At 45.5% G+C, this 24073-nt stretch carries 20 protein-coding genes; 17 read left to right on the forward strand and 3 right to left on the reverse strand.

The window, feature by feature from the left end; translation table 11 throughout:
• Nucleotides 1-38: 38 nt before the first annotated feature.
• Entirely contained in the window at nt 39-1520 is a 1482-nt protein-coding gene (locus HWX64_RS02380; RefSeq protein WP_175986935.1) for a methyl-accepting chemotaxis protein, read from the reverse strand.
• A gap of 226 nt (nt 1521-1746) precedes the next feature.
• Between HWX64_RS02380 and motA the strand changes: the two genes are divergently transcribed.
• From motA to HWX64_RS02435, 11 genes are all read left to right on the forward strand, one after another.
• Entirely contained in the window at nt 1747-2538 is a 792-nt protein-coding gene (gene motA, locus HWX64_RS02385) for a flagellar motor stator protein MotA (protein WP_175986937.1), read from the forward strand.
• Nucleotides 2525-3310 (forward strand): flagellar motor protein MotB, encoded by a 786-nt coding sequence (motB, locus tag HWX64_RS02390; RefSeq protein ID WP_175986938.1) that lies wholly within the window; start codon nt 2525-2527, stop codon nt 3308-3310. The genes motA and motB overlap by 14 nt, the downstream gene beginning before the upstream one ends.
• A gap of 508 nt (nt 3311-3818) precedes the next feature.
• On the forward strand, nt 3819-5210 hold the full coding sequence (locus HWX64_RS02395) for a sodium:alanine symporter family protein (protein WP_175986940.1): 1392 nt from the start codon (nt 3819-3821) through the stop codon (nt 5208-5210).
• Between the two features lie 241 nt (nt 5211-5451).
• Nucleotides 5452-5742, forward strand: a complete 291-nt coding sequence (locus tag HWX64_RS02400) for a hypothetical protein (RefSeq protein WP_175986941.1) — start codon at nt 5452-5454, stop codon at nt 5740-5742.
• Between the two features lie 198 nt (nt 5743-5940).
• Nucleotides 5941-7035, forward strand: a complete 1095-nt coding sequence (locus HWX64_RS02405; protein WP_175986943.1) for a carbohydrate kinase — start codon at nt 5941-5943, stop codon at nt 7033-7035.
• A gap of 33 nt (nt 7036-7068) precedes the next feature.
• Nucleotides 7069-7995: a pseudouridine-5'-phosphate glycosidase gene (locus HWX64_RS02410; RefSeq protein ID WP_303049476.1), complete on the forward strand. Its 927-nt coding sequence runs from the start codon at nt 7069-7071 to the stop codon at nt 7993-7995.
• Nucleotides 7996-8210: 215 nt separating this feature from the next.
• Entirely contained in the window at nt 8211-10655 is a 2445-nt protein-coding gene (locus tag HWX64_RS02415) for a PAS domain S-box protein (protein WP_175986946.1), read from the forward strand.
• A gap of 282 nt (nt 10656-10937) precedes the next feature.
• The gene (locus HWX64_RS02420) at nt 10938-12254 is read left to right on the forward strand and encodes an NAD(P)/FAD-dependent oxidoreductase (RefSeq protein ID WP_175986948.1); all 1317 of its coding nucleotides are present in this window, start codon (nt 10938-10940) and stop codon (nt 12252-12254) included.
• Complete coding sequence (locus HWX64_RS02425) at nt 12251-13240, forward strand: trans-aconitate 2-methyltransferase (protein WP_175986950.1); 990 nt, start codon at nt 12251-12253, stop codon at nt 13238-13240. The genes HWX64_RS02420 and HWX64_RS02425 overlap by 4 nt, the downstream gene beginning before the upstream one ends.
• A gap of 102 nt (nt 13241-13342) precedes the next feature.
• On the forward strand, nt 13343-14656 hold the full coding sequence (locus tag HWX64_RS02430) for a lysine N(6)-hydroxylase/L-ornithine N(5)-oxygenase family protein (RefSeq protein ID WP_254871019.1): 1314 nt from the start codon (nt 13343-13345) through the stop codon (nt 14654-14656).
• Between the two features lie 81 nt (nt 14657-14737).
• Nucleotides 14738-15253: a type 1 glutamine amidotransferase domain-containing protein gene (locus HWX64_RS02435; RefSeq protein ID WP_175986952.1), complete on the forward strand. Its 516-nt coding sequence runs from the start codon at nt 14738-14740 to the stop codon at nt 15251-15253.
• Nucleotides 15254-15359: 106 nt separating this feature from the next.
• Here HWX64_RS02435 and HWX64_RS02440 read toward each other — a convergent pair whose 3' ends face one another.
• Nucleotides 15360-15581 (reverse strand): DUF1128 domain-containing protein, encoded by a 222-nt coding sequence (locus tag HWX64_RS02440; RefSeq protein WP_175986953.1) that lies wholly within the window; start codon nt 15579-15581, stop codon nt 15360-15362.
• 296 nt (nt 15582-15877) lie between these two features.
• Here HWX64_RS02440 and HWX64_RS02445 point away from each other — a divergent pair, with 296 nt between their 5' ends.
• From HWX64_RS02445 to HWX64_RS02460, 4 genes are all read left to right on the forward strand, one after another.
• Nucleotides 15878-16294 (forward strand): YtxH domain-containing protein, encoded by a 417-nt coding sequence (locus HWX64_RS02445; RefSeq protein ID WP_175986955.1) that lies wholly within the window; start codon nt 15878-15880, stop codon nt 16292-16294.
• Nucleotides 16295-16342: 48 nt separating this feature from the next.
• The gene (locus HWX64_RS02450) at nt 16343-17185 is read left to right on the forward strand and encodes a YihY/virulence factor BrkB family protein (protein WP_175986957.1); all 843 of its coding nucleotides are present in this window, start codon (nt 16343-16345) and stop codon (nt 17183-17185) included.
• Nucleotides 17186-17300: 115 nt separating this feature from the next.
• A complete protein-coding gene (locus tag HWX64_RS02455; RefSeq protein WP_175986959.1) occupies nt 17301-19058 on the forward strand; it encodes a sensor histidine kinase in 1758 nt (585 codons plus the stop codon).
• A complete protein-coding gene (locus HWX64_RS02460; RefSeq protein WP_175986960.1) occupies nt 19036-19758 on the forward strand; it encodes a LytTR family DNA-binding domain-containing protein in 723 nt (240 codons plus the stop codon). Before HWX64_RS02455 ends, HWX64_RS02460 begins: the two co-directional genes overlap by 23 nt.
• 380 nt (nt 19759-20138) lie before the next feature.
• Here the strand turns inward: HWX64_RS02460 and HWX64_RS02465 are convergent, their stop codons facing one another.
• Complete coding sequence (locus HWX64_RS02465; RefSeq protein ID WP_175986962.1) at nt 20139-21035, reverse strand: glycerophosphodiester phosphodiesterase; 897 nt, start codon at nt 21033-21035, stop codon at nt 20139-20141.
• A gap of 305 nt (nt 21036-21340) precedes the next feature.
• Here HWX64_RS02465 and HWX64_RS02470 point away from each other — a divergent pair, with 305 nt between their 5' ends.
• Together HWX64_RS02470 and HWX64_RS02475 are read left to right on the forward strand one after the other, a co-directional pair.
• Entirely contained in the window at nt 21341-22789 is a 1449-nt protein-coding gene (locus HWX64_RS02470) for a carbon starvation protein A (RefSeq protein ID WP_175986964.1), read from the forward strand.
• A 795-nt stretch (nt 22790-23584) separates the two neighbouring features.
• Nucleotides 23585-23758 carry a hypothetical protein gene (locus HWX64_RS02475; RefSeq protein WP_175986966.1) on the forward strand — a complete coding sequence of 58 codons (174 nt, stop codon included), beginning with the start codon at nt 23585-23587 and terminating at the stop codon, nt 23756-23758.
• Nucleotides 23759-24073 lie beyond the last annotated feature (315 nt).

Here is a 24073-nt window from a genome sequence, read left to right on the forward strand (position 1 = left end):
CAAAAAGGACAGCCTTCTAAAAGACTGTCCCCGGGATGTTAATTGTTGATGCTGTGTTCGATCCGTTCGGCACTTTCTGCGGTGTCCTCGATGTAGCGGGCAATCGTTTCGTTATCCTGGTTCAATGTTTCGATGGTCGCGCTGATTTCTTCAAGACCTGCACTTGATTGTTCGATAACGGCAGCAAGCTCTTTGGTGGACAGTTCGACCTCACCGGTTTGGCCCTTAACAGAAGTGGCGGTTGACGATAAGCGCTGGAATTCTTTCGAGATGGCATCAAGTTTTTCACGGAGTGTCGAGAAGTATTCCGTTACTTCACCGGTAGCCGACATGTTTTCATGAAGCTTCGTTGAACTCAAAGACATGATCTCAAGGGCTGTTGAGTTGACTTCATTAACGGAAGATAGATTATCGTTGATCCGTGTTGCTGTATTTCTGGTGATTTCCGCAAGCTTACGGATCTCATCAGCCACGATTGAGAACCCTCTTCCAGCTTCGCCTGCCCGGGCTGCTTCAATCGATGCATTCAATGCGAGCAGATTTGTTTGATCGGTGATGTCCTGGATGCTTCCGATGAACGTGTTTGTTTCTTCAATTTTCTTCGTTAATTCCTTGAAGGTGCTGCTCAGTCCTTCAATGATGTTTTTAAGCTCGGTCATATTGTCATGAAGGTAGGTCACGCGTTCGTTTCCAGAGAGAGCAAGACGGTTGGCATCATCGGAATGAAGAGTCAGTTCATTGGAAAGGTGAGTGACTTCCTCCATTTTCGTCATGGTCATGGCTGCAACGGAAGCAATGTTGTTAATTTGATCACTTTGCGTCTGGCTGCCCGCAGAAATTTCAGTCACAGCCGTCCTCATTTCGTTCTGTGATACAAGATGGACTTGGATTTGATCATTGATCTGCTTGATGCTCGTTGAGATGGTCGTTAATTCTTTTGCAAAAAGAGCCCGCTGTTCGTCTTTTTTCCTGCCTTCATCTTCAGTTTTTTGCAGAAACTCCTGGATCTGGGCGTACTGTTTTTGGTTTAAATGAATGACGACTCCAAGCACGATCCCTACCAGCAAATAGGTAAGTAAAGCAGGAAGGAACAGCTCGCTGAACAATGCATCATCACTAGGTGCGAAGACTTTGTTCAGCACAAGGATGATGAGCCCGGATACGTAGCCGATCACAAAAATGAAGGTTTGAAAATGAATGGCAGACAGGACTGCCATAAGCGTTAAGATCACCATATTTTTGGCGTTTGCCCCATCCGTCAGCAGCCAAAGCAGCATAATGACATAAATGGTCGAAATACTGAAGTAGACATACAGATGAGGCTTTTTCATCATCAATTGCAGAACGATAAAGTAGACCGCAAGCAAAATCAGCTGTGAGGCGAAGACCGTAGTGGGAATGATGCCTGAATCGTTCAGGATGGAAAAAATCAGACCAGAAAGCAGACTTACTGAATACGTGATCAGTAATAAAACATTCTTGCGTTTTGTATCGGAAATCTTCATTTGCTCAGGTGTCACGTAATTTCTCTCCTTTAATATGTAAAATATAATCCCCTTTCCTATTTATATCGGTTCGGGAAATACAACTTTTATACTATATATGGAAATATTTTTCCGTTAAGCGTAAAGGCCGTCCCGCGCTGCTTTAAAGCGGCGCGGGACGGGCCTTTTAAAAAAGTTAAATAAATGGATGTTTTGTCCGATAGTAAAAGTAGACTACTACAAAGAGTAAGGTGGACAAAAGATGGATAAAACGTCAGTAATTGGAGTCATTTTAGGGTTGATTGCTGTTGGTGTGGGAATGTTTTTCAAAGGTGTCAGCCCGATAGCCCTCGTTAACCCTGCAGCCATTTTGATTATCCTGCTTGGAACGGCAGCAGCTGTTATCATTGCATTTCCGACACATGAAATAAAAAAAGTTCCAAAATTATTCGGCATGCTTTTTAAAGAACAGGCTGTACAGGATCCGAAAGAAATCATCCGGTATTTTTCAGAGATCGCAGATGTCGCGCGTAAAGAAGGACTTCTTGCGCTGGAATCGAAATCCCAGGAAGTAGAGGATCAGTTCCTGAAAAATGGCCTTTCCCTAGCAGTCGATGGACAAAGTGCGGATTACATACGTGACGTTCTTCATGAAGAAATCGATGCGATGGAGGAACGGCACAGCGCAGGTGCCTCCATCTTTTCACAGGCAGGGACATATGCCCCGACACTGGGAGTGCTTGGTGCCGTAATCGGATTGATTGCAGCACTTGGCAATATGGAAAATACAGAAGAGATGGGTCATGCCATCGCCGGGGCCTTTATTGCAACGCTTCTCGGAATCTTCACGGGTTATGTATTGTGGCATCCATTTGCCAACAAGCTGAAGCGCAAGTCCAAGCGGGAAGTGCAGCTGAAAATGATGATGGTAGAAGGCATTCTTTCCATTATTGAAGGGGAGAGCCCCCGGGTCATCGAGCAGAAACTTGCCTCTTACTTACCGGCAAGCGAGCGGTTGATGCTGATGGAGGATGAAGCAAATGAGCCGGCGTAAAAAGAAGCACGATGAGGAACACATGGATGAATCCTGGCTCATCCCTTATGCGGATTTGCTCACTCTATTATTGGCGCTGTTTATTGTGCTTTATGCTTCAAGCTCGGTTGATGCCCAGAAATTCAAGGAGCTGTCGAAAGCTTTTAATGAAGTGTTTACAGGGGGTACCGGGATCATGGAACACCAAAGCCCGGTAGAGCCTCCTCAGAAAAATGAGGAGGAAGTGAAGTCCAGCGTGTCAGCGGATACGGAAGAAAAAGCTGAGCTGGATAAGGAAGAAATTGAACGCCAGGCGTTTCTGAAGGATCAGGAAGAACTGAAAGAGATCCAGAAGAAAGTCAATGAGTATATCAAGACGAATAACCTCGAGGTTCAGTTTGTAACGAAACTGACGGATGAAGGACTGCTGCTGACGATCCGGGACAATGTGCTATTTGATTCAGGATCTGCCGATGTCCACGGCAATGACTTGAATGTGGCACGTGAACTGTCTGATTTATTGGAGATGAACCCGCCGAGAAATATCATCATTTCGGGGCATACCGATAACGTCCCGATCCGAAACGCGGAGTTTGATTCAAACTGGGAGCTCAGTGTGATGCGTGCCGTGAATTTCATGAAACTCATTCTGGAAAATAAGGATCTGAACCCGCAATGGTTCAGTGCGAAGGGATTCGGAGAGTTTGAACCAGTCGCGGATAATGCGACACGTGACGGACGGGCATTGAATCGGAGAGTGGAAGTGCTGATTTTGCCGCGGGTGACGGAGTAAAAGTGAATATTGACTGTTTTTGGACCTGGGACTGCTCGTGGGAGTGGTTTCGGGTCTTTTTGTTATGGGGAGGGACGGCTTAGGAGGAGAATGATCTGGTTTTTTTGAAAGAGGATCGCTGCAGATTGTATCGAAATATGAAGAATTGTTGGTATTCACCCTCCGCGTTCGCATTGCGAAAGAAAACCGGCATTTTGCTAAAATTGTCCTCAATCTCGATTTATTGTCCGTAAACCACAATTTCTTGTCCGATTGGCACCGTTAGTTCTCCTCCCCGTCTCTCACCCTCAATAGAATTCCCCCGGCAAAATTCAACCTAAAATGTTTCACACGCCCAAATTCAGGGAAAAGTAAGCAAAGATTAGTAGAATCAGTGTCTAAATTTTCAGAATTACAGCGGGGCTAAGTCCTCTGCTTCCATAAGTTCGTTCTTGTACATACATATATTCTGACTGACATGATCTGGGGTTTAGACATTGAATCTATGTTATTTTGAGGAGGAGTTCGATTGGAGAATTTTTTTGACATCATAGGGAAAATATCGGCATGGTTATGGGGTCCGCCTTTAATCATCGTCCTGGCAGGTACAGGTTTGTATTTGACGTTCCTGCTGAAGTTCATACAGTTCCGTTACCCTCTGTATATATTCAAGCAGACAATCGGAAGTGTTTTCAGTAAGAAGAAGCCAAAAGGGGAAGGGACGGTCACTCCGCTGCAGGCATTAACGTCCGCCCTGTCCTCTACAATCGGGGCAGCGAATATCGTCGGGGTCCCGGCAGCCATCATGTTCGGTGGGCCGGGTGCAGTCTTTTGGATGTGGTTCATCGCGCTTATAGGGATGGCGCTTAAGTTCTCTGAGAGTGTACTGGCGGTACGCTATCGGGAGAAGAATGAGAAAGGTGAATTCGTCGGCGGTCCGATGTATTACATGCGTAATGGACTGAATATGAAATGGCTTGGTGTCTGGTTTGCCTTTGCGCTTATGATCGAGTTGATTCCGAGCGTCATGGTCCAGGGTAACTCGGTTGCGGCAACGGTGGAGGAATCATTCAATGTGAGCGGTCTGGTGACAGGCTTGATCATGGCCTTTATCGTTGTACTGATTGTATTCGGCGGGATTAAACGGATCGGGAAGGTGACGGAGATATTTGTCCCGTTCATGGCTCTGATCTATGTCGGAGCAGCACTTGTCATCATGTTTATGAACTTTGATGCGATTCCCGAGTTCTTCAGCCTTATTTTAGGGAACGCATTCCAACCGATGTCCGCGATGGGCGGATTTGCAGGAGCGGCGATTGCTGAAACAATCCGCTGGGGCTTTGCACGCGGGTTATATTCCAATGAGGCGGGACTTGGGACCGCACCGATTGCCCACGCCGCCGCCAAGACGGATCACCCGGTAAGGCAAGGTCTATGGGCGATTGTCGGAATCGTGATTGATACGCTGATTGTTTGTACGGCAACGGCGTTTGTCGTCATATCTTCAGGAGTGTGGACGGCAGAGGATGCATTGGATGATCCTTCTGCACTAACGACTGAAGCATTCACTCAATACTTCGGATCCTTCGGAGGAATTCTTGTAACAGTTTCCTTGATTTTCTTTGTCCTATCGACGATCATTGTCATCGTTTTCTACGGGGCCAAGCAAGCGGAATTCTTATTTGGATGGAAAGCAGCTCAAGGAATCAAGATCGTTTACGTTGTAGCTATCGTTCTTGGATCAGTCGGAGCAGCCAAGACGATCTGGCAGTTCCTTGACTTGGCACTCGCTGCCATTTTGATTCCGAATATTATCGCCGTCCTGCTCTTAAGTAAAGAAGTGAAGCGGTTGACGAACGAATTCTTTACGTCGGAAGAATATTATTTGAAGGATGTAGGGAAGAAGAAGAAAGGCGCTTAAATAGACGAGGAAAATGACGTGTGCTGATAGGCATACGTCATTTTTTTTGTTGAGTATGATGAGAGGGCACCATCGGCGGTTTTGAATAACATTTTTTTAAATTCCTCCTGTAACAATATGTTATGGAGGAAGTGTCATGCAGCCGTTCCCCATGAAATAAAATAGCACATAAATGTATTTTTTTGAAGTGGAATAAAGGGTATACAGTATAGGAATGAATTTATTACCAGGAGGGGATACGATGAGCATATCAACCAAGAACCTGATTCTGGGATCACTGCTTTCAATCGGCGGGGTGATGTTGGTTAAGGGGACTATTGAACAGAGACGGAATAAAGAGTTCCCGGTGCTCCAGGATACGGATATGAGGAACAGTGATAGAGTGGACGAAATGGAAAGCGTGGATGCGGATGAGGAGGCTTCGGAAAAAGGACTGACCCAGCTTGATTCGACTTATCGGGATGAATGGGTGGCCAATGGATTTCCGCAGACGCATGAGGAAATGAGGGAATTGGAGGAACAGAACCAGTAATCATAATAGGAAATTAATAAAAAAGCGGATATCTGCCGAATGATGGCGGATTTTCGCTTTTTTATGGCGTTAAAAGCTGGTTGGATCTTATATCCCAACTGTTTTTAGCTAAAAGGACCCCAGGTAAAACTTGTATGAAATAAAACAAAAGTTTAGAATATTAACAAAAGTTATATTTTTACATAGGAGTGGGAGACATTGAATGAGAAGGAAAAGCTCTTGTTGACTTTGATCGAAAAAAATCCGTTTATGAGTCAGCAGGAGCTGTCTGAGAAAAGCGGATTTTCGCGGTCGGCTGTTGCGGGGTATATCTCGAATCTGATGAAGGAAGGCAGGATCCTCGGCCGCGCTTATGTGCTTCCGGGAAAAAAGGGTGTTACGTGCATAGGCGGTGCGAATATTGACCGAAAGCTTCAGCTTCACGATGAATTGCTTCCTGAGACTTCCAATCCGGCTCAATCCAGTCAGGCAAGCGGCGGAGTGGCCCGCAATATTGCGGAGAATCTGGGTCGAATCGGTCTTCAGTCCTGTCTTTTGACGGTCGTCGGGGATGATACCGAAGGCAAATGGCTTCTGGACCAGACAAAAAATTACGTGGATGTGTCTTCATCCGTCAGTTTATATAAAGAAACGACCGGCACGTATTCCGTCATTCTTAACCAACAAGGGGAAATGTTGTTTGCACTAGCTGATATGGACCTTTATGAAAGCGTTGACATCGGGTTCATCGAAAAGAAGTGGGGGGCGATTGCCTCCTCTGAAATGGTGATGCTTGATACCAATTTCCCGGCAGAGGTCTTGCAGTATATAATCCGTAGATGTCAGGCAGAAGGCCTTCCTTTGACGATCGTTCCGGTATCTGCCCCAAAAATAAAAAAGCTTCCGTCATCCTTGGAAGGGGTCACCTGGTTCATTTGTAACAAAGGGGAAGCAGAAGCTTACCTGGACATGTCGATTGAATCGGAAGGAGACTTTTTTAAGGCGGCGAAAATGATCACACAAAAAGGGGCGGAAAGAGTCGTCATAACCCGGGGAGATCAGGGGCTGGTGTATTACACGGTTTATAAAGAAGCAAGTGCCATCCTGCCTCCACAAGTGAAGGTCGTCGACGTAACCGGCGCAGGGGATGCCCTAGTGGCAGGAATCATTTATGGATATATCAAAGGGAGTGACACAGACGGAGCATGCAGAATCGGCGTCACCTGCTCATCTTTGACGCTGCAATCCGCCCATACAGTCAACCCATCACTTACAAAAGGAAAACTTCAGCAGCATTTCAGCCTGTATTATTAATTGATGAACAAATGGGGGAGTTACAAAATGAAAATAGAATCATACATCGAGTACTCAGAAGAGGTCCTGGAAGGCAGGAAGAAAGGGAAAGCCATGGTGGCCCTGGAATCCACGATCATTTCACATGGGATGCCCTATCCTCAAAATGTACAGACGGCCCGGGAAGTGGAAGATATTATCCGTAACGGGGGAGCGGTGCCTGCAACGATTGCCATTCTGGATGGGAAAATTAAAATCGGTTTATCCCACGAAGAACTGGAATACCTGGGACAGGCTTCAGACGTGATAAAAGCAAGCCGCCGTGACATTCCTTACATCCTGGCTGCAGGGAAAAACGGTGCGACAACGGTGGCGGCAACGATGATTCTTGCAGAGCTTGCCGATATTCCCGTGTTCGTGACGGGCGGCATAGGCGGGGTCCACCGCGGCGCTGAGGAGACGATGGATATTTCGGCCGACCTTGAAGAGCTTGCCCGGACGAATGTCGCTGTCGTCTGTGCAGGAGCCAAATCGATCCTCAACATCGGCCTCACACTGGAATACCTGGAAACCAAAGGAGTGCCCGTGCTCGGGTATCAGACCGAATCACTGCCTGCTTTTTATACAAGAAACAGCCCTTACAATGTAAACTATCAAATGGATACATGTGAAGAGATCGCTTCCCTGTTAAAGACAAAGTGGGAGCTGGGTCTGGCTGGAGGCGTGGTCGTAGCGAATCCGATCCCGGAAAAAGATGCGATGGAAGAAAACGAAATGAGCAGCATCATAGAATCGGCACTCCAGGAGGCGGAAGAACGAAACATCACCGGCAAGGAAACCACTCCATTCCTATTAGGGAAAGTGAAAGAACTCACCGGAGGGAAAAGCCTTATAGCCAACATCGCCCTCGTAAAGAACAACGCACAGGTCGGCGCTGAAATTGCCGTGAAATATGAAACTATGAAAACAACATATGTTTAAGGAAAAAAAACCTGGGCTTAATGGGCTCAGGTTTATTTTTTTGTCAATAGAACTTTTACTATAGTTAAGTTTGTTCCAGCGGTGATTAAACGTACATATTAAACTCATTCCCAGGTCATGGAGCGGATTTCCATATTAGTATAAAGACAAGCATTTATATGATCATAAAGGTAGGGTAAAATGGTAGTAAATCAAGTTATGAGAAGGAAGGTACTATGGCTGATATCAGACCCTTGAATGGGATAAGTATTCATTCGATTCCTGTCCCTGCTGCGTTATGGAACACTGATAAACATACGATCGCAGAAGCCAATCCAGAATGGGAAGAGCTGTTCCGAATGGACTGCTTCAATAGTAAAAGATTGCTAGATACAGATGGGAGTCGCATTTTACATAACGACCGTTCATATACTCTTAAGCGCAGAACGGTGGAATGCGGCATCGATCTACTCATGATTGTTCCCCGTGACGAGAAGGAAAACGTGAAAAAGGCAGAAGACAAACAGAACTCTTTATCAGAAATATATCAAACGCTGATAAAGAATACGCCAACATGTGTTTGTATAATTGATAAAAACGGCATCCTGACTGAAATGAATGAGTCATTTAAAAAGCTCTTCATGTTGACCGACGATGCCATTGGAGAATCGCTATGCAGGCAGCCGGCCTTCAAAAAACCTGAATTTGTGGATCTGGTGGTTCAGGGTATTGAAGGGAAGAATACACAGAGTGAGGAGCTCACTTTCACGACAGAGGGCAGTCATCTATGCACCTGTCATATCACGATTTCACCGGCGGACTACAATCCGCAGGGGACTATTGATCATGTAGGCATCATCCTTCACGATATCACGGAAAAAAAGAAATACGAAAATGAACTGATTTCTTTAAAAGTGGAGCTTGAAAATACGCTGAGGCTTCAAAAGACAATCACGTATAAAATCAAGAAACGTGACAATGATTTCGTAATCGAGATGGCCGCGGGTGATCTCCTTAATAAACTCGATATTTCCCCTTCCAACGTGATCGGCAAAACGATTCAGGAAGTGTTCGACTCTTATCACCTTGGGAAAATTCAGCCTAAATTAAATAGAATCTGGGAAACAGGAGAGGAACTGACATACGAAGATAAATACAAAGATTTGGAATATATCGCCTCGATTGTGCCAGTTCTGAAAAACGGAAAAGTCTCAAAAATCATCTGTTCCATCGCTGATATTTCGATGATCAAAGATATTCAGAGAAAATTGGTTGAGGCGCAGCAAAAGTATCAATCCATTGTACAATACAGTCCGGATAATATTTATATGGTTGATACGGAAGGGATCATCCAGGAAGTGAACCCGGCAGCCGAGGATCAATGGACATCCCCCTCATCCGATATGATCGGCACTCATTATAGTGAATTCATCGCTGAAGATAAGATAAAAGAGGCATCCGATAATTTTGAAGCTGCCCTGCAAGGGGAAGCCACCAGATACATGGCGACCTTCGTGAACAGAGAAGGTGATAGAAGTCATATCAGTGTCACGAATATCCCGATTCGTGTAGGCGGCAAAGTCATCGGTATATATGGATTCGGTCAGGACATTACGGCCAGAATCAAAATGGAAGAAGAATTAAAAGAAGCGAAAGAACTTCTTGAAGCCTATTTTGAACATGCGGGTGATGGGATCGCCCTCCTTGATCCTGCCGGCAATATTCTAAAGGTCAATCAGCATTTCGAGTCGATGTTCGGCTGGAAGGAAGCCGATATCGCCGGTAAAGAAATCACGATTCTCCATCTGGAGGAGCAGGTATCTCAATTTAAACAGAATTTAAAAACGGTCAAAGAAGGTAAGAGGATTAAAGATTTTGAGACCGTTCGTTACAGAAGAGACGGTTCACCGATTGAAATTATGTTTAATCTCAATCCCATTTTGAACGACACAGGAAAATTGATTGGAATCTCTGCGATCATCCGTGATTTATCTGAAAAGAAACGTAACGAAGATCTGTTGAAAAAATCAGAGCAGCTCGCTATGATCGGGCAGCTGGCTGCAGGGGTCGCACATGAAATCCGCAACCCGTTGACGACAATCAAAGGCTTCCTGCAGCTGATGAAGGAAAGTGCTGAAGATGAGTTCCACTTGAAAGTCATTCAAGGCGAACTCGACCGTATCGAAATCATTACGAATGAATTCCTGGCACTGGCTAAGCCCCGTGCCGTCCAATTTTCATTAACCTCCCTGACCAGCCTGCTGACAAGCTCAGTCGAGTTCATCAAGATGGAATGCCTGAAGCAGGGGGTGGATGTACGCTTCTCTGTTGAGGAGGCGGAAATTCATTGTGACTCCCATCAAATCAAACAGGTGGTGCTCAATGTCATGAAAAATGCCGTGGAAGCACTGCCGAATGGCGGCCTTCTGAGCGTTCAGCTCCAACGCGAAAACGATTACGCGAAGATATCGATCCAGGATAACGGAGCCGGAATCCCGCCTGAGCGGATGAAGCATCTAGGTGAACCCTTTTACAGCACAAAGGAAAAAGGGACGGGGCTCGGCTTGATGATCTGCCAGAAAATAATCAAGGAACATAACGGTTCGATCTCCATCCAAAGCAACGTGAACGAAGGAACAACCGTCAATATCTTGCTTCCGATTGCAGGGAAGGATTCATAAAGAAAATGAAGCTTCAAAACGGTAATGGTTATCCGTTTTGAAGCTTTTTTTTATAAAGTAATTTCAGTTAAATACGACACGTTTCCCAGTGGGATTGACGATTGATGCCGGGGAAATAGCGACAAATCATGCGGTTTAGCTGCTCATATCGTTTATTTTCCGGGAAATAGATGATTCTACAAATTCGGCAGATTTGTCTAAAAAAGGGGGCTCCCCTTCAGCACATCCGCAAGTTTCAACATTCCACATTAAGGATAAATGTAAGGGAAGAGGTGAAACGATATGCGGACAAGTGTGTTTATCAGCGGGGGAGGAATCGGCGGACTGACACTTGGGTTGAAGCTTGCACATTGCGGAGTTGATGTGACCGTAGCAGAAAGGCTGCCGGGCCCGAGCCCCATCTATAAAGGAGAACTGCTTCAGCCAAAAAGCCTGGAAATACTCGATTCTCTTGGTGTGATCGAAACTGTCTTTGAACATGGTCATAAAATTTCGGATTTAGAGCTGACCGAACTGAAGAATGAAAAGGCTGAACCGGAGTATTCATTGATGAGCTACTCCATTCTGCCCAGCCACTATCCATTTTCATTGATGATCCACCACGAAACCCTAAAAGGAATCTTATTGAATAAGGCGAAGGAATATCCATCTTTTCACTATCATCCTCATACCGTGTGCAAAGAAATACAAAATCATAAAGTAACGCTCGAGAACCGGAAGGATAAAGAGTCATTTGAGGTGGAGTGTGATTTCATCATCGGGGCGGAAGGCAGGAGCTCCGTCACGCGGGACTACATGAATGTAACTGTCAAAGAAAAGAATTATAATCATCACTTCCTGACAGTCACGTTCCCAAGGCCGGAAAAGATGGTAAAAGGAAAAATCATTTCAACCTACCAGTCTTTCCTCGGATTGTTTCCGCTCCCGGACAACGAGGTTCGCTCTGTTTATCTGATTCCGGCGGGAGAATATAAATCCCTCAGAAAAAAACCGATTTCCGAGTTTCATAAACTTTATATAAAAATGTGTCCCGAACTTGATGGGTACGTCAATCAGATACAGGAATGGAAACAGATTCAGCTGATGGTGCCACTCAAGTATCACAGCGATACTTATGTAAAGGATCACTTGGCGATCATCGGAGACGCGGCTCATACCGTTCACCCCATGGCAGGTGAAGGAATGAACATGGCGATTCAGGATGGAGATGTCCTCGGTGAATTGCTATGCGATATGTACAAGAAAGACAAAATAGACCCTTCCAATCTCGAATGGTATCCGAAAGTACGGAGAAAAAGGGTTTCCCATCAAATGCACCTGAGCCACTTGTCGGCGCTTGTATATTCGTATCCGTACAGGCCGGTCGGGTGGCTGCGAAAGAAAAGCCTGCAGAGAATGGAAAAAGACAATGTCTCCCATTACAAACAAATGCTGAATATATCGGGACTGGGGCTCTGGAGGGAAACCCTCTATGATCGCATGATCCAAGGGGGGATCCTCCCGACTCGATCAGACAGAATCACCGGAGAAGAGAAGGGCAACTCAACATTTACAGAAACCCAAGACTATCCTTGGAAAGAAACGGAGGCATTACAATGATTGCAGAGATGGCGAAAGTATGGCGGGCAAGGACCTGGATGAAGAAGAATGTCCCGTTTTTATACAGCTGGCACGCCTATGTAGGGTACGAAATGGAACTGTTCGAAAGCTTCAAGAAGCCTGCTTCGATACAGGAAGTGGCGATTGAAAAGAATATTGAAATGGACTTGTTGGAGCAATGGGTGGAAGTCGGAATCACCCTCAAGCATTTGAAACGCGCTTCAAAGGACCGTGTGAGAATCAAAAACGGCTGGAAACTGCCTTCTTCTAAAAAAGAAGCATTCTCTTCAGGAGTATTGCTGAAGGAAATGATGGAGCTTCATATCCCGGCTCTGTTATCTTATCCGAGCCTCCTCAGAAATCAGACGAGACAGCATTTCAACTCTGAACTGCACGGTTCTACCGTTGCCAAGACATCCATCCTTCTCGAACGATTTGCGTTTCCGAAGCTTCAAAAAGTAATGAAGAAGTTCAAAGTGAATTCCGTGCTGGACCTGGGATGCGGGGAAGGCGGCTATATCCGCAGGCTCGCAGACCGCTACCCGAAGAAACAGATGGTCGGAATTGAAATCCATGAAGCGGTGGCAAGGGAAGCGGAGGAACAGCTGCAAAGCTATAATAATGTCGATATCGAATGCTGCGATCTGCATGATTACAAGCCGCAGCAAGCGTTTGATATGGTGATGGCAAATAATCTTTTTCATTATATAGATCCATCGGAGCGGCTGCAATTTTTTGAAAAAGCCTCGGACTGGCTGGAGAAAAAAGGACTGTTCTTCGTCCTTACGCCGATGCAGAAATCAAAGCATGGCCAGCAGTTCTCCAGTGCGTTCAACAGCTTCTTCATGACATTCCAAAACCTGCACCCGATCCCTTCCCAAAAAGAGATGGAGACAATCGCCAAAAAGACCGGTTTCAAGGTCGTATCGGTGGAACCGATTGTGAAGGAAGGCGGATGGTATGCCCTCTGTTTTAAGAAAAAATAAGATTGGATCAGGACTGACTTCTTGAAGGCAGTCCTTTTAAAATAGTTTTTTATTTCTTAGGTAAAAATAAGGGAAACTGCATGTGGGATGGAGGTAATACGTTTGGGAAGAGATGAGATGTATGATTGTATCGGAATTGGTATCGGGCCGTATAATTTGAGCCTGGCTGCGTTGGTAGATGAGAAGACGAAGTTGAAGGTGAAGTTTTTCGACAAGACACCTGAATTTCAGTGGCATCCCGGTATGCTGATCGATTTGACCGATCTGCAGGTGCCGTTCATCGCTGACCTGGTCACATTCGCGAATCCGCAGAGTAAGTACAGCTATTTGAATTATTTACATACCCATAACCGGCTGTACAAGTTTTTCTTTTTTCATAAATTTGAAATGCCGAGACAGGAGTACAATGATTATGCGCGCTGGGTCGTGAAGCAGCTTCCGGGCTGTCAATTTCACAGTGAGGTCATCGGTGTGAAGGATACAGGCGATCACTATGAAATCGAGATTGACAACCGGCTGACGGATGAACGTGAGGTGTATCATGCGAAACATGTGGTGATGGGGACGGGAAGTAAACCGCTTATATTGGATGGAATGGACGGACTTCCATCAGAAGACGTCCACCATACGAGCCGATACTTGTTTCATAAAGATACCACCATGGAAAGTTCATCGATCACGATCATCGGCTCGGGTCAGAGTGCAGCGGAAGTCTTTTATGATTTGTTAAAAGAGCAAAGGGATCATCCGTACAAGCTGACGTGGATGACGAGGTCGGAGGGGATCCTCCAGCTCGAATCATCAAAACTCGGCCAGGAGTTCTTCGCCCCGGATTATGTCGATTATTTTCATGGGCTGTCATTTGAAAAGAGGCTGAGTGCCTTGAAGACGCTCGATCAGCTCAGGAATGGGATCGATATGGATACGCTGAATAATATTTATAACATCCTTTACAATCATTCTGTCAGCAAGAATGCTCCCGATATTGTGATTCAGCCTTTGACGGAAGTCAAAAAGATCCGGCAGGAAGAAAACCAATATGTACTGAGCTGCCATCAATGGCAGGAGGATAAGGAGTTTTCATATTTGTCGGGGAAGATCATTCTGGCAACGGGGTATGTACCGAACATCCCATCGTGGTTCGATGATGCTTTCAGGGACAAGATTGTGTGGGAGGACGATAAAAGATTCAAGGTAACAAGGGATTATAAGCTGGAGTTTAAGGATGACGAGGAGCGCGGCCATCATTTTTATACGCTGACGAACCTTGAACACTCTCACGGGGCAGGGGCGACAAACCTTGGTTTGGCCGTGGATCGCAACATCGCGATTATCAATAGTATCGTCGGGGAGGAAGTATACAAAGTTCAGAGAAATACAATTTTCTCCCAATTCTCTATGGATGAACACTCTTAACGACGTTTTATTTTTGGGTGAAAGGGTACAGTTACTATGTGGGCAAAACAATAAACTAACAATTAGGAGTGTTTTCGATTTATGGCTAAAGTTGCATGCTTACTTACAGATATGTTTGAAGACGTAGAATTTACAGATCCGGAAAAAGCATTGAAAGAAGCAGGACACGAAGTCATCACGATTGAAAAGGAAAAAGGCAAATCGGTAAAAGGAAAGCAGGGAGACGCGACGGTTTCGATCGATGAGAACATCGACAATGTAAAACCAGAAGACTTTGACGCACTCCTGCTGCCTGGCGGATTCTCCCCGGACCAGCTGCGTGCGGATGACCGTTTTGTGAAATTCACGAAGCACTTCATGGATGAAAAGAAACCGGTCTTTGCAATCTGCCACGGACCACAGCTTCTGATCACAGCGAAGGCGCTTGAGGGCAGACACGCGACAGGCTTCACGTCCATCAAAGTGGACATGGAATATGCCGGCGCCACTTATGAGGATAAGGAAGTCGTCGTATGCGGTGACCAGCTTGTGACGAGCAGAACACCGGATGACCTGCCGGCGTTCAACCGTGAGTCGTTAAAAATTCTTTCAAAATAATGTAAGTGAAGGGACGTTCCTAGTTGGAACGTCCCTTCTTATGAATAGAAAGGCCCGTCCCTCGCTGCGTTAATGCGTTAACGCGGTCTGGGACGGGCCTTCAACATTATTTGCGGAGTGCTCCGAGTTCTTCGATGATGGCTGTCATTTCGCTTGGGCTGAAGCGGTCTTTCTTTTCGACCATCATATAGAGGTCGTGAAGGTCTTCGTACATTTCTTCGTTAAAGTGTTCAGGCTTGATGGCGCCGGCGTTTACGACGTTCAGTTTTTCCTTGATGGCGGTGATCATGAATTCGATGTTTTCAGTTGTGTTTTGTGATAAGTCCATTAATGCTCGTCCTTTCTTTCGCACATATTATTAGTATTCATCTTTCCATGATTCACCCCCCTTGTCAATAACCTCTGGGATGAGAGCGCCGAAAGAAGGATTTTTTTCCTGAATGTTTTACACTATTAGGAATTGGGGAATTAGTAGTTAAGCAAGGAAGGTTAGGGGAAACTAAACCGGAACTTCGCTGTATGAAGGAACTTTGAGCATGTTTAGAGAAAATAATATAAAAGGTGAAAACTGGCTGCCGTCCACTGAGGCTGCAGCGGTTCATGAATGAAATAGGAGGTTATGAGATGGGAAATAGTAAATTTTTAAAAGGTGTCATGATTGGCGCTGTTGCGGGAGGGCTTCTGTCACTCTTGGACAAAACGACCCGCCAGGAAATGGGGACGACGCTGAAAAACAGCGGAACTACTATTACGAAGTATTCAAAGAATCCAAAGATGCTGGCAGACACGTCAAAGGATGTCTATGAAAAGCTGAGAACGACTGCCGATCAAGTCAGCAAAGATATTCAATTCATTTCAGAAAAGGTAAATGAGATCAAGGATATGACTCCTCAAGTGAAAGAGATGATCGAGGAGACGAAAGAAACGTTTGAGGATTCATCAGAGGCATACAAGGAGACGTTTTCTGACCATCCTTCAAACGAATTGAATTCCGGGGAAGAAGCAAGCCAGCCTGTGGCTTCATCTTTCAAAGGATATTAAAAAGGAAAACGAACTGCATAATTAAGAAATACTAAAAGAGGTGAGTGGATGTCGGAGGGGACGACCCGCAAAGGTTGGAAAAAGGATTCGAAGAATTTATTCAAGCAAATCAGCGCCAACGATATCACCGGGCTGGCTGCACAGATTGCTTATTACTTTTTGTTATCACTATTTCCGCTGCTGATTTTTGTTTTCACGCTGCTGCCTTATCTTCCTGTTGAGCAGGGAGATATACTGGGTGTGATCAGAGATTTTGCACCGGGAGAAACGATGAAGATGATTGAAGAAAATCTGGGTGAAGTCATGTCCAATCGAAATACCGGTCTGTTGTCGATCTCCATTATCGCGACAATCTGGTCGGCGTCGAACGGCATGAATGCAATCGTGAAAAGTTTGAACCGCGCGTACGATGTGGAAGAAACAAGATCGTTCATCGTCACACGTTTGATGTCGATCGTGCTGACTCTCGGTATGATTGTCGTGTTTGTGGTGGCACTTCTGCTGCCGGTTTTTGGGAAGCAAATCGGACTTTTCTTATTTTCTCAATTCGGTTTTTCAGAACAATTCCTGACGATTTGGAATGGGATTCGATGGGCGATTTCACCGCTCATTCTGTTCATTGTATTCGTCGGGCTGTATTACTTCGCGCCGAGCAAGAGAATCAGATGCTTGAGTGCCATCCCCGGAGCGATTTTTGCAACGGTCGGGTGGGTGCTTGTTTCACTGGCATTCTCCTTCTATGTAAGCAGTTTCGGTAATTATTCTGCCACTTACGGGAGTATCGGAGGAATCATCGTATTGATGATCTGGTTCTACCTGACGGGGATCATCATCATGGTCGGCGGGGAAATCAATGCAATGGCAACGGAAAAAGACGATACACCATGCTGATAAACCATATGTTTTAGGGAAAGATTCTATTAAACATACGTTTAATGGGTCTTTCTTTTTTGTGTGCAATTAGAATGGGTCAAGTATAATAAGGGGAAAAAGGGAGGTGCACCTTATGCTGATAGCCGCCATGATCGAACGGCTCGGGATCATCGTGACGATTGCTTTTATCATGACGAGGCTCGGGTTCTTCCGCAAGCTGATTGAACAACGGAGCAACGTGAAGAAATCCCAGACCCTGCTGATTATCTTGTTGTTTGGTTTCTTTGGAATCATTGGTTCTTATACGGGACTGGTTGTGAACGCTGAAATAGATGAGTATGCCAAGTGGCATTTGACGCTTCAGGAGAATGAAGCGATTGCCAATTCAAGGGTGATCGGGATTGTGGCAGCGGGCCTTTTAGGAGGTCCGTGGATCGGTCTCGGTGCCGGTTTGACAGCGGGTGTCCACCGTTATTTTCTTGGAGGATTCACGGCTTTCGCCTGCGGTGTTTCCACGATCTTAGCCGGGCTTCTCGCGGGTTACGTAGGAAAGCGTGAGAAGAAGAACCGGCTGGTATCTCCACAAAAAGCGTTTTTGGTTGGATTTTTGGCTGAAGCCATGCAGATGGCCATCATCCTTCTTTTTGCAAAACCTTATCCTGCTGCATATGAGCTGGTGTCTGATATCGGCTGGCCAATGATCATCGCAAATGGGATCGGTACGGGAATTTTCCTCCTGATCATTAAAAGTGTATTTTACGAGGAAGAGCGAATGGGGGCGGTGCAGTCCCAGAAAGCGCTCAGGCTGGCAGACAGGACGGTTAAATACATGCGTAAAGGACTGAATTCATCCTCTGCCCATGCCACTTGCCAGATCCTGATGAAGGAAGTGGACGCGATCGCCGTGTCCATCACAAACCGTACCCATATCCTTGCGCACGTCGGCGTCGCCTCGGACCATCACCAAAAAGATAAACCGATCCAAACCGAGGCAACAAAGCGGGTGATCGAAACGGGTGAATTATTGAAAGTAGGGAAAAAGGAGATTCATTGTGACCGGGATGACTGCCTGCTTGGTGCCGCCGTTATGGCCCCTCTATTAAAAGGGGACGAGATCGTCGGTACTTTGAAATTCTATTTCCACTCTGAAAAAGTCATATCGCCGATCATGATGGAGCTGACAAAAGGGATCGCGACGCTGCTCAGCAACCAGCTGGAGCTTGCGGAAATCGATACCCATAAAGAACTGGCGAAGGAATCCGAGGTCAAAGCGCTTCAGGCACAGATAAGTCCACACTTCTTGTTCAATGCGATCAATGTGATCGTATCGCTGACTCGTATCAATCCTGATAAAGCGCGTACTCTGCTGATTTCGCTGTCACAATTCATCAGGCAGAACCTGAGCGGCAGCACGAAGTCTACATCTGCCTTAAGGGAAGAATGCCAACACGTGAAGGCGTATCTCGCAATTGAAGAAGCTAGGTTTTATGACCGCCTGCAGGTAAAGTACGAGCTCGATGAAGAAGCTCTACAAGCCGTCGTTCCATCAATCACGCTTCAGCCGCTGGTCGAAAATGCGATCAAACACGGAATGAAGAATCAGGCAGAAGGATTTATTTTAACCATATCGATCACTCAAAGAGACGGACTTGTAAAGGTGAAGGTGGAGGATAACGGCGATGGGATTGAAGAATCCCGCCTTGAAACGCTTCTAGTGGAGCCGGTGGAATCCTCGTCAGGAACCGGACTCGCCTTGTACAACGTCAATAAACGATTGGAAATGATGATCGGTGAAGAGTCTGGACTGGTCATTCACTCAGTAAAAGGAGAAGGGACCACAGTCCAGTTCTTGATTAAGGGGGAAGCACATGAAAGTCGCAATCATCGATGATGAACCATACAGCAGGGAAGAAATGAAGCATCTATTAAGAGCATATGAGTGGGTTGAAATCGTCGGGGAAGCAAGTTCGGCTGAAAAGGCGATGGAGCTGCTATTGACCCGCGACCCGCAAGTCTTGTTTCTCGATATCGAAATGCCTGGCATGAGTGGTGTCGATCTTGCAGAGTCATTACAGAAAATGAAACAAAAACCCGAAATCGTTTTTGCCACCGCCTACCCGGACTTCGCATTGAAAGCGTTCCGAGTCGAAGCGGTCGACTACCTGCTTAAGCCCTTTGATGAGGACCAGCTGGCAGGGACGATGGAAAGACTGAAGAAAATCGTCGCTGAAGATTCGGCAGAAGAAACAGAAGTGAAAACGAAAGGGAAGCTCGCTGTACAGGATGAAGACAAAATCATCTACATCAAACCGGACGACATCCTCTACATCTTCCGTGAAGAGCGGGAAACATATATCTGCACTGAAAAGAAGAGATACACCTGCCGTCTTCCGATCAAAGAACTTGAATCGAAGCTTGTCACCTACCCGTTCTTCCGGGTTCACAAAAGCTATTTAGTCCAGCTGCCATTTGTCGAAGAACTCATACCGTGGGGGAATGGAGTCTATCAGCTGAAGGTTCACGGATCGAAGGAGAAGATCCCGGTGAGCAGGAATTATGTGAAGGAGCTGCGGGAGAGGCTGGAGTTGTAGGTTAGTGGTTTTTGATTATGAGTGTACCAGGTACAAGGCTTGTGGTTTGTACCTGGTACACTTTTTTTGCTGTGAGCCGGTGACAGGCACATCTCCAGGGTGGTTGCAGGTGTAGTTCGTATGTGGTTCGTAGGTGGGTGGTCAAAAACGGGGAAGCAACGCTAGGTTGAAAATAAGTGTACCGGAGTTGAAAATAATATGGGGAAAGTTGAAAATAAGACACACAAAGTTGAAAATAAATCATCAAAAGTTGAAAATAAACGTTTGAAAAGCAGTTCCAAGATCAGCTTTCATACTGTTTTGCCAGCAACATTCAATGTTGTCATTTAACGCTTCTATAGAAAAAAGATGCGAAGCACGACAACTTCGCATCTTTAGGCTTAATTCAGTTTCATTTCCTTCAAAACTTCTTCCAGCACATCCGGATAATTGGTGAACATTCCCGTCACGCCCCAATCGAGCAAACGTTTCATATCTTCTTTTTCATTGACCGTGTACGGGTGGAGGAGGAGATCATGTTCCCTTACTTTTTGGACATATTCTTCATTTATTTTTTTATAGCTCATGCCGAGGCCGACTGCGTAATCGGAGTAGTGAGCGAGTTCTTCGTCCGTAATGGAGGCTGTTGTTTTGTAATCAAGCAATTGAACCAGCGGAATCTGATCATTCAAGTCATGGACTTTCTGCAAGCTTTCTTCACTGAAAGATTGGATGATGACCCGGCTTGACGGTCCATTTTGTCTTGTCAGGTTGTACTCTTCAAGGATTTTCAGTAACTTTTCTTCCATTCCTGGATAGACATCCGGTGATTTCGTTTCGATGTAGTAGTTCTTGTTTTTGCCGAAGTGTTCAATTACTTCCTGCAGGGTTTGGACTTGCAAGCCTGCGAACTCTTCCTTCGCTTTTTCTGGATAGGCTTCATTAAACCATGACCCGGCGTCAAGAGCCTTGATTTCTTCAAGGGTGTAATCCTTCACAAGGCCTGTCCCCTCTGTAGTGCGGTCAAGAGTTTCGTCATGCATGGCAATGAGTTCGCCATCTTTAGTCATCTGAAGATCCAGTTCTATGTAGTCTCCGCCCATTTGGTCGCCTAGTTCATAGGAAGCCAGCGTATGCTCGGGTGCATGTCCGGAGGCCCCGCGGTGTGAGATGTTCAGGATCTGGTTGTCGTTCAGCTGAGGGTTATTGCCGGATTGAGCTGATGCAGGGTTGACAGCACCTGCTCCGATGCCGATTACGGATGCTGATAAACAGATGTTTCTGATGAATTTATTCATTGTGATTCTCCTCTCAAATAACGTTCTATTTAAGAGTAGTGAAGAAAATTAAAGTGAGGATGAAGTGGATGAAAAGCCTGTGTCAATTTTCCATTAAAGGATGATTACATGCAGGCAGATGAGGCTGGGTGAAAAGAAACAAAAAAGATAATTCGACAATTCACAGCAAAAATCTTTGCACGTTAATCCTTCTGGAAAACATGTCAGCCTGATTTTTTAACATGTTAAACAGGAATGTGACGAACCTGTGACGTTGTTTGATATAATGTAAGCGTATTCATATTGAACGAAAGGGGATCAGCATCATGGTCACATTCCTTGTTGCAATTGCATTATTAATCGTTGGTTACTTCACATATGGAAAGTTTATTGAAAAGATTTTTGGCGTGAAAGAGGCGCGGACGACACCGGCTTATGCGAAAGCCGACGGCGTCGATTATGTGCCGATGAACACGAAGAAAAATTCGATGATCCAGCTGTTGAACATCGCAGGTGTCGGACCGATCTTCGGCCCAATCATGGGGGCGCTTTACGGACCGGTAGCATTTTTGTGGATTGTCCTCGGGGCAATTTTTGCCGGGGCTGTTCATGATTATTTGACAGGTATGATTTCGATCCGTAACGGCGGGGCGCATCTGCCTGCCCTTGCAGGAAAGTTTTTAGGAAAAACGATGAAACACGTGGTAAACGGATTCTCGATTTTACTTCTGGTACTCGTAGGTACGGTATTCGTAACGGCACCTGCAGCGTTGATTGCCGATTTGACTCCGGCATGGATTTCATTGGGCGTGATCATTGCCGCAATTTTCGTTTATTACCTTTTGGCAACATTGCTTCCGGTCGATAAAATTATCGGCCGCGTATATCCGCTGTTCGGTGCGTTACTATTAATCAGTGCAGTGGGTGTTGGTGCAGGACTTGTCATCACGGGAGCGGATATTCCTGAAATGACGCTTACGAACATGCACCCTGATTCAGTTGCGATCTTCCCATTGTTATTCTTGACGATTTCGTGCGGGGCACTTTCAGGGTTCCATGCGACACAATCACCGATTATTTCAAGAACGACTCAAAATGAGAAAAATGGACGCAAGATTTTCTACGGTATGATGATTTTAGAAGCAATCATTGCCATGATCTGGGCTGCGGCAGCGATGAGCTTATTCGAGCCGGGCGAGCTGAGCGCGATCCTTGCTGAAGGCGGACCTGCTGCAATCGTCAGCGAAGTGTCTATGCTGATGCTTGGTTCCATCGGTGGAACACTTGCGATCCTTGGTGTCATCGTCCTTCCAATCACATCTGGCGACACATCGTTCAGAAGTGCGCGTATGATCATCGCTGATTACATCAACGTGAAGCAAGTGAAGATGTCAAGCCGCTTATGGATTGCGGTGCCACTATTCGTCATCTCAATGGTTCTGACTCAAATTGACTTCAACTTATTATGGAGATATTTCTCCTGGGCAAACCAATCAACTGCCATGATTGCCCTTTGGGTCGGCGCGATGTACCTTGCGCTCCAGAAAAAACCACACTGGGTGGCCAGTATTCCGGCAGTGTTCATGACGATGGTCACATTCACTTACATCCTGAACGCGCCGATCGGCTTCGGATTATCAATGGGAGCTTCTTATACGGGGGCAACGGTTGGTACAGTGCTTGTTGTTTTAGCCTTCATTTTCAGTCTGAGAAAACAATTGAATGCGGGCGGAGTGATTCAAGTCGATGAGGATGTTCCTCAGCCGGCAGCGTAAATTTGGTTGGATGAGATCATCCGGGCCATGTGACAGTTGTATCGACATTTTCTGTTGACCTTAATGAGTTTTCCGGTAATTACCGGGAAGCTCTTTTCTTTTTCTGTGCAAAATAAGAATGGTTCATAAAACAAATGTTTTCTTGATATGTGCCCGTTTTGTCGTCATGGCAAAACGTTCGATGTAAGGCAGCGGGACGGAGGGACAGGAACCGTGTCCCGATGATGAAACGCCAAACTTGTTTTTCTATAACTAAAAAACAGGAGTGATTCAGCATGACAAAGAAAACGAAAAAAGACGGCGGAACAAAGCAGAATAAGAACCATAAGCCTAAGCAGAAGACATCCGGTTCTGCGAATGGGCAGAATGGGTATCACTAGGTTTTTGTTAAGGACCAATCTCTTAGGGGATTGGTCTTTTTTGGTTTGGGCGGGGTTTTAGAAGTGAAGTGTTGATGTGGGTGAGAAAGAGGGACGTTTACGTTGAGTGCTGGGTGTTGGAAGTTGGGTAAAGGTTTTTCGACAAGTTGCTTGAATATGGGGGAAAGTGGCATGTAAAACTGGAAGGGGGAACGTAAATTTTGAAAGTGGTTTGTATTTTCCAAAAGTAGAATGAAAAAGGTAAAAAGTGGATTGAAAGCTGACCGAAACCGGAATTTACTTTGCGAAGAATTCGTTGAGGCTCATTGATGAACTGTTTTTTTCTGATTAGGCAACCAAAAACAAGCTGTTTTCTCCTAAATGATGTATTATAATGAATAAATAACATAGTTTTGCCTCAGAAGGAGGTCTCGTGATGACTGAAAAGAAGAAGATCAGCCTGCAGGAAGCGATGAAGCAGCAGCTGGCTAAGAAGAAAGAAGCTCAGGCAGGCGGCAAGCAAGCTACAAACGGCTTGGCGGCAAATCAGCGCATGCAGAGTCAGCAAACCAAGAAGCCGAGTAACACTCGCCGTAAAATGGGAAGCTAATAGGTAGGAGAAGAGCGCTTAGATTCTGTAGGCAGCTCTTTTTTTTATTGGTTTTTCAATTTTTTCGACCGCCGAGGAGAAAATATGGCAGAAATCCACCTTATGATTGCTGATAATGTTCTGGACACTGCTGATTTAATCCTGGCCAATGATCGAATTTACGCATCACATTGGTTTTATGCTGACAAATTTCGTTTTATGAGCAAAAATATCATTATATGCTGACAAATTTACATTTATGCTGACTTTTTTCATTTTATGCTGAAAAATTTTTATATATGCTGATTTTAACATAATATGGAAATAGAGCAGTCT

The organism is Bacillus sp. Marseille-Q1617 (assembly GCF_903645295.1).
GTDB lineage: Bacteria > Bacillota > Bacilli > Bacillales > Bacillaceae_B > Rossellomorea.

Excerpts from the sequence above, each read along its gene's own strand:
- motA (WP_175986937.1), top strand. The coding sequence starts at position 1,747 with ATGGATAAAACGTCAGTAATTGGAGTCATTTTAGGGTTGATTGCTGTT.
- motB (WP_175986938.1), top strand. The coding sequence starts at position 2,525 with ATGAGCCGGCGTAAAAAGAAGCACGATGAGGAACACATGGATGAATCC.
- HWX64_RS02400 (WP_175986941.1), top strand. The coding sequence starts at position 5,452 with ATGAGCATATCAACCAAGAACCTGATTCTGGGATCACTGCTTTCAATC.
- HWX64_RS02415 (WP_175986946.1), top strand. The coding sequence starts at position 8,211 with ATGGCTGATATCAGACCCTTGAATGGGATAAGTATTCATTCGATTCCT.
- HWX64_RS02420 (WP_175986948.1), top strand. The coding sequence starts at position 10,938 with ATGCGGACAAGTGTGTTTATCAGCGGGGGAGGAATCGGCGGACTGACA.
- HWX64_RS02425 (WP_175986950.1), top strand. The coding sequence starts at position 12,251 with ATGATTGCAGAGATGGCGAAAGTATGGCGGGCAAGGACCTGGATGAAG.
- HWX64_RS02435 (WP_175986952.1), top strand. The coding sequence starts at position 14,738 with ATGGCTAAAGTTGCATGCTTACTTACAGATATGTTTGAAGACGTAGAA.
- HWX64_RS02440 (WP_175986953.1), bottom strand. The coding sequence starts at position 15,581 with ATGGACTTATCACAAAACACAACTGAAAACATCGAATTCATGATCACC.
- HWX64_RS02445 (WP_175986955.1), top strand. The coding sequence starts at position 15,878 with ATGGGAAATAGTAAATTTTTAAAAGGTGTCATGATTGGCGCTGTTGCG.
- HWX64_RS02450 (WP_175986957.1), top strand. The coding sequence starts at position 16,343 with ATGTCGGAGGGGACGACCCGCAAAGGTTGGAAAAAGGATTCGAAGAAT.
- HWX64_RS02455 (WP_175986959.1), top strand. The coding sequence starts at position 17,301 with ATGCTGATAGCCGCCATGATCGAACGGCTCGGGATCATCGTGACGATT.
- HWX64_RS02460 (WP_175986960.1), top strand. The coding sequence starts at position 19,036 with ATGAAAGTCGCAATCATCGATGATGAACCATACAGCAGGGAAGAAATG.
- HWX64_RS02465 (WP_175986962.1), bottom strand. The coding sequence starts at position 21,035 with ATGAATAAATTCATCAGAAACATCTGTTTATCAGCATCCGTAATCGGC.
- HWX64_RS02470 (WP_175986964.1), top strand. The coding sequence starts at position 21,341 with ATGGTCACATTCCTTGTTGCAATTGCATTATTAATCGTTGGTTACTTC.
- HWX64_RS02475 (WP_175986966.1), top strand. The coding sequence starts at position 23,585 with ATGACTGAAAAGAAGAAGATCAGCCTGCAGGAAGCGATGAAGCAGCAG.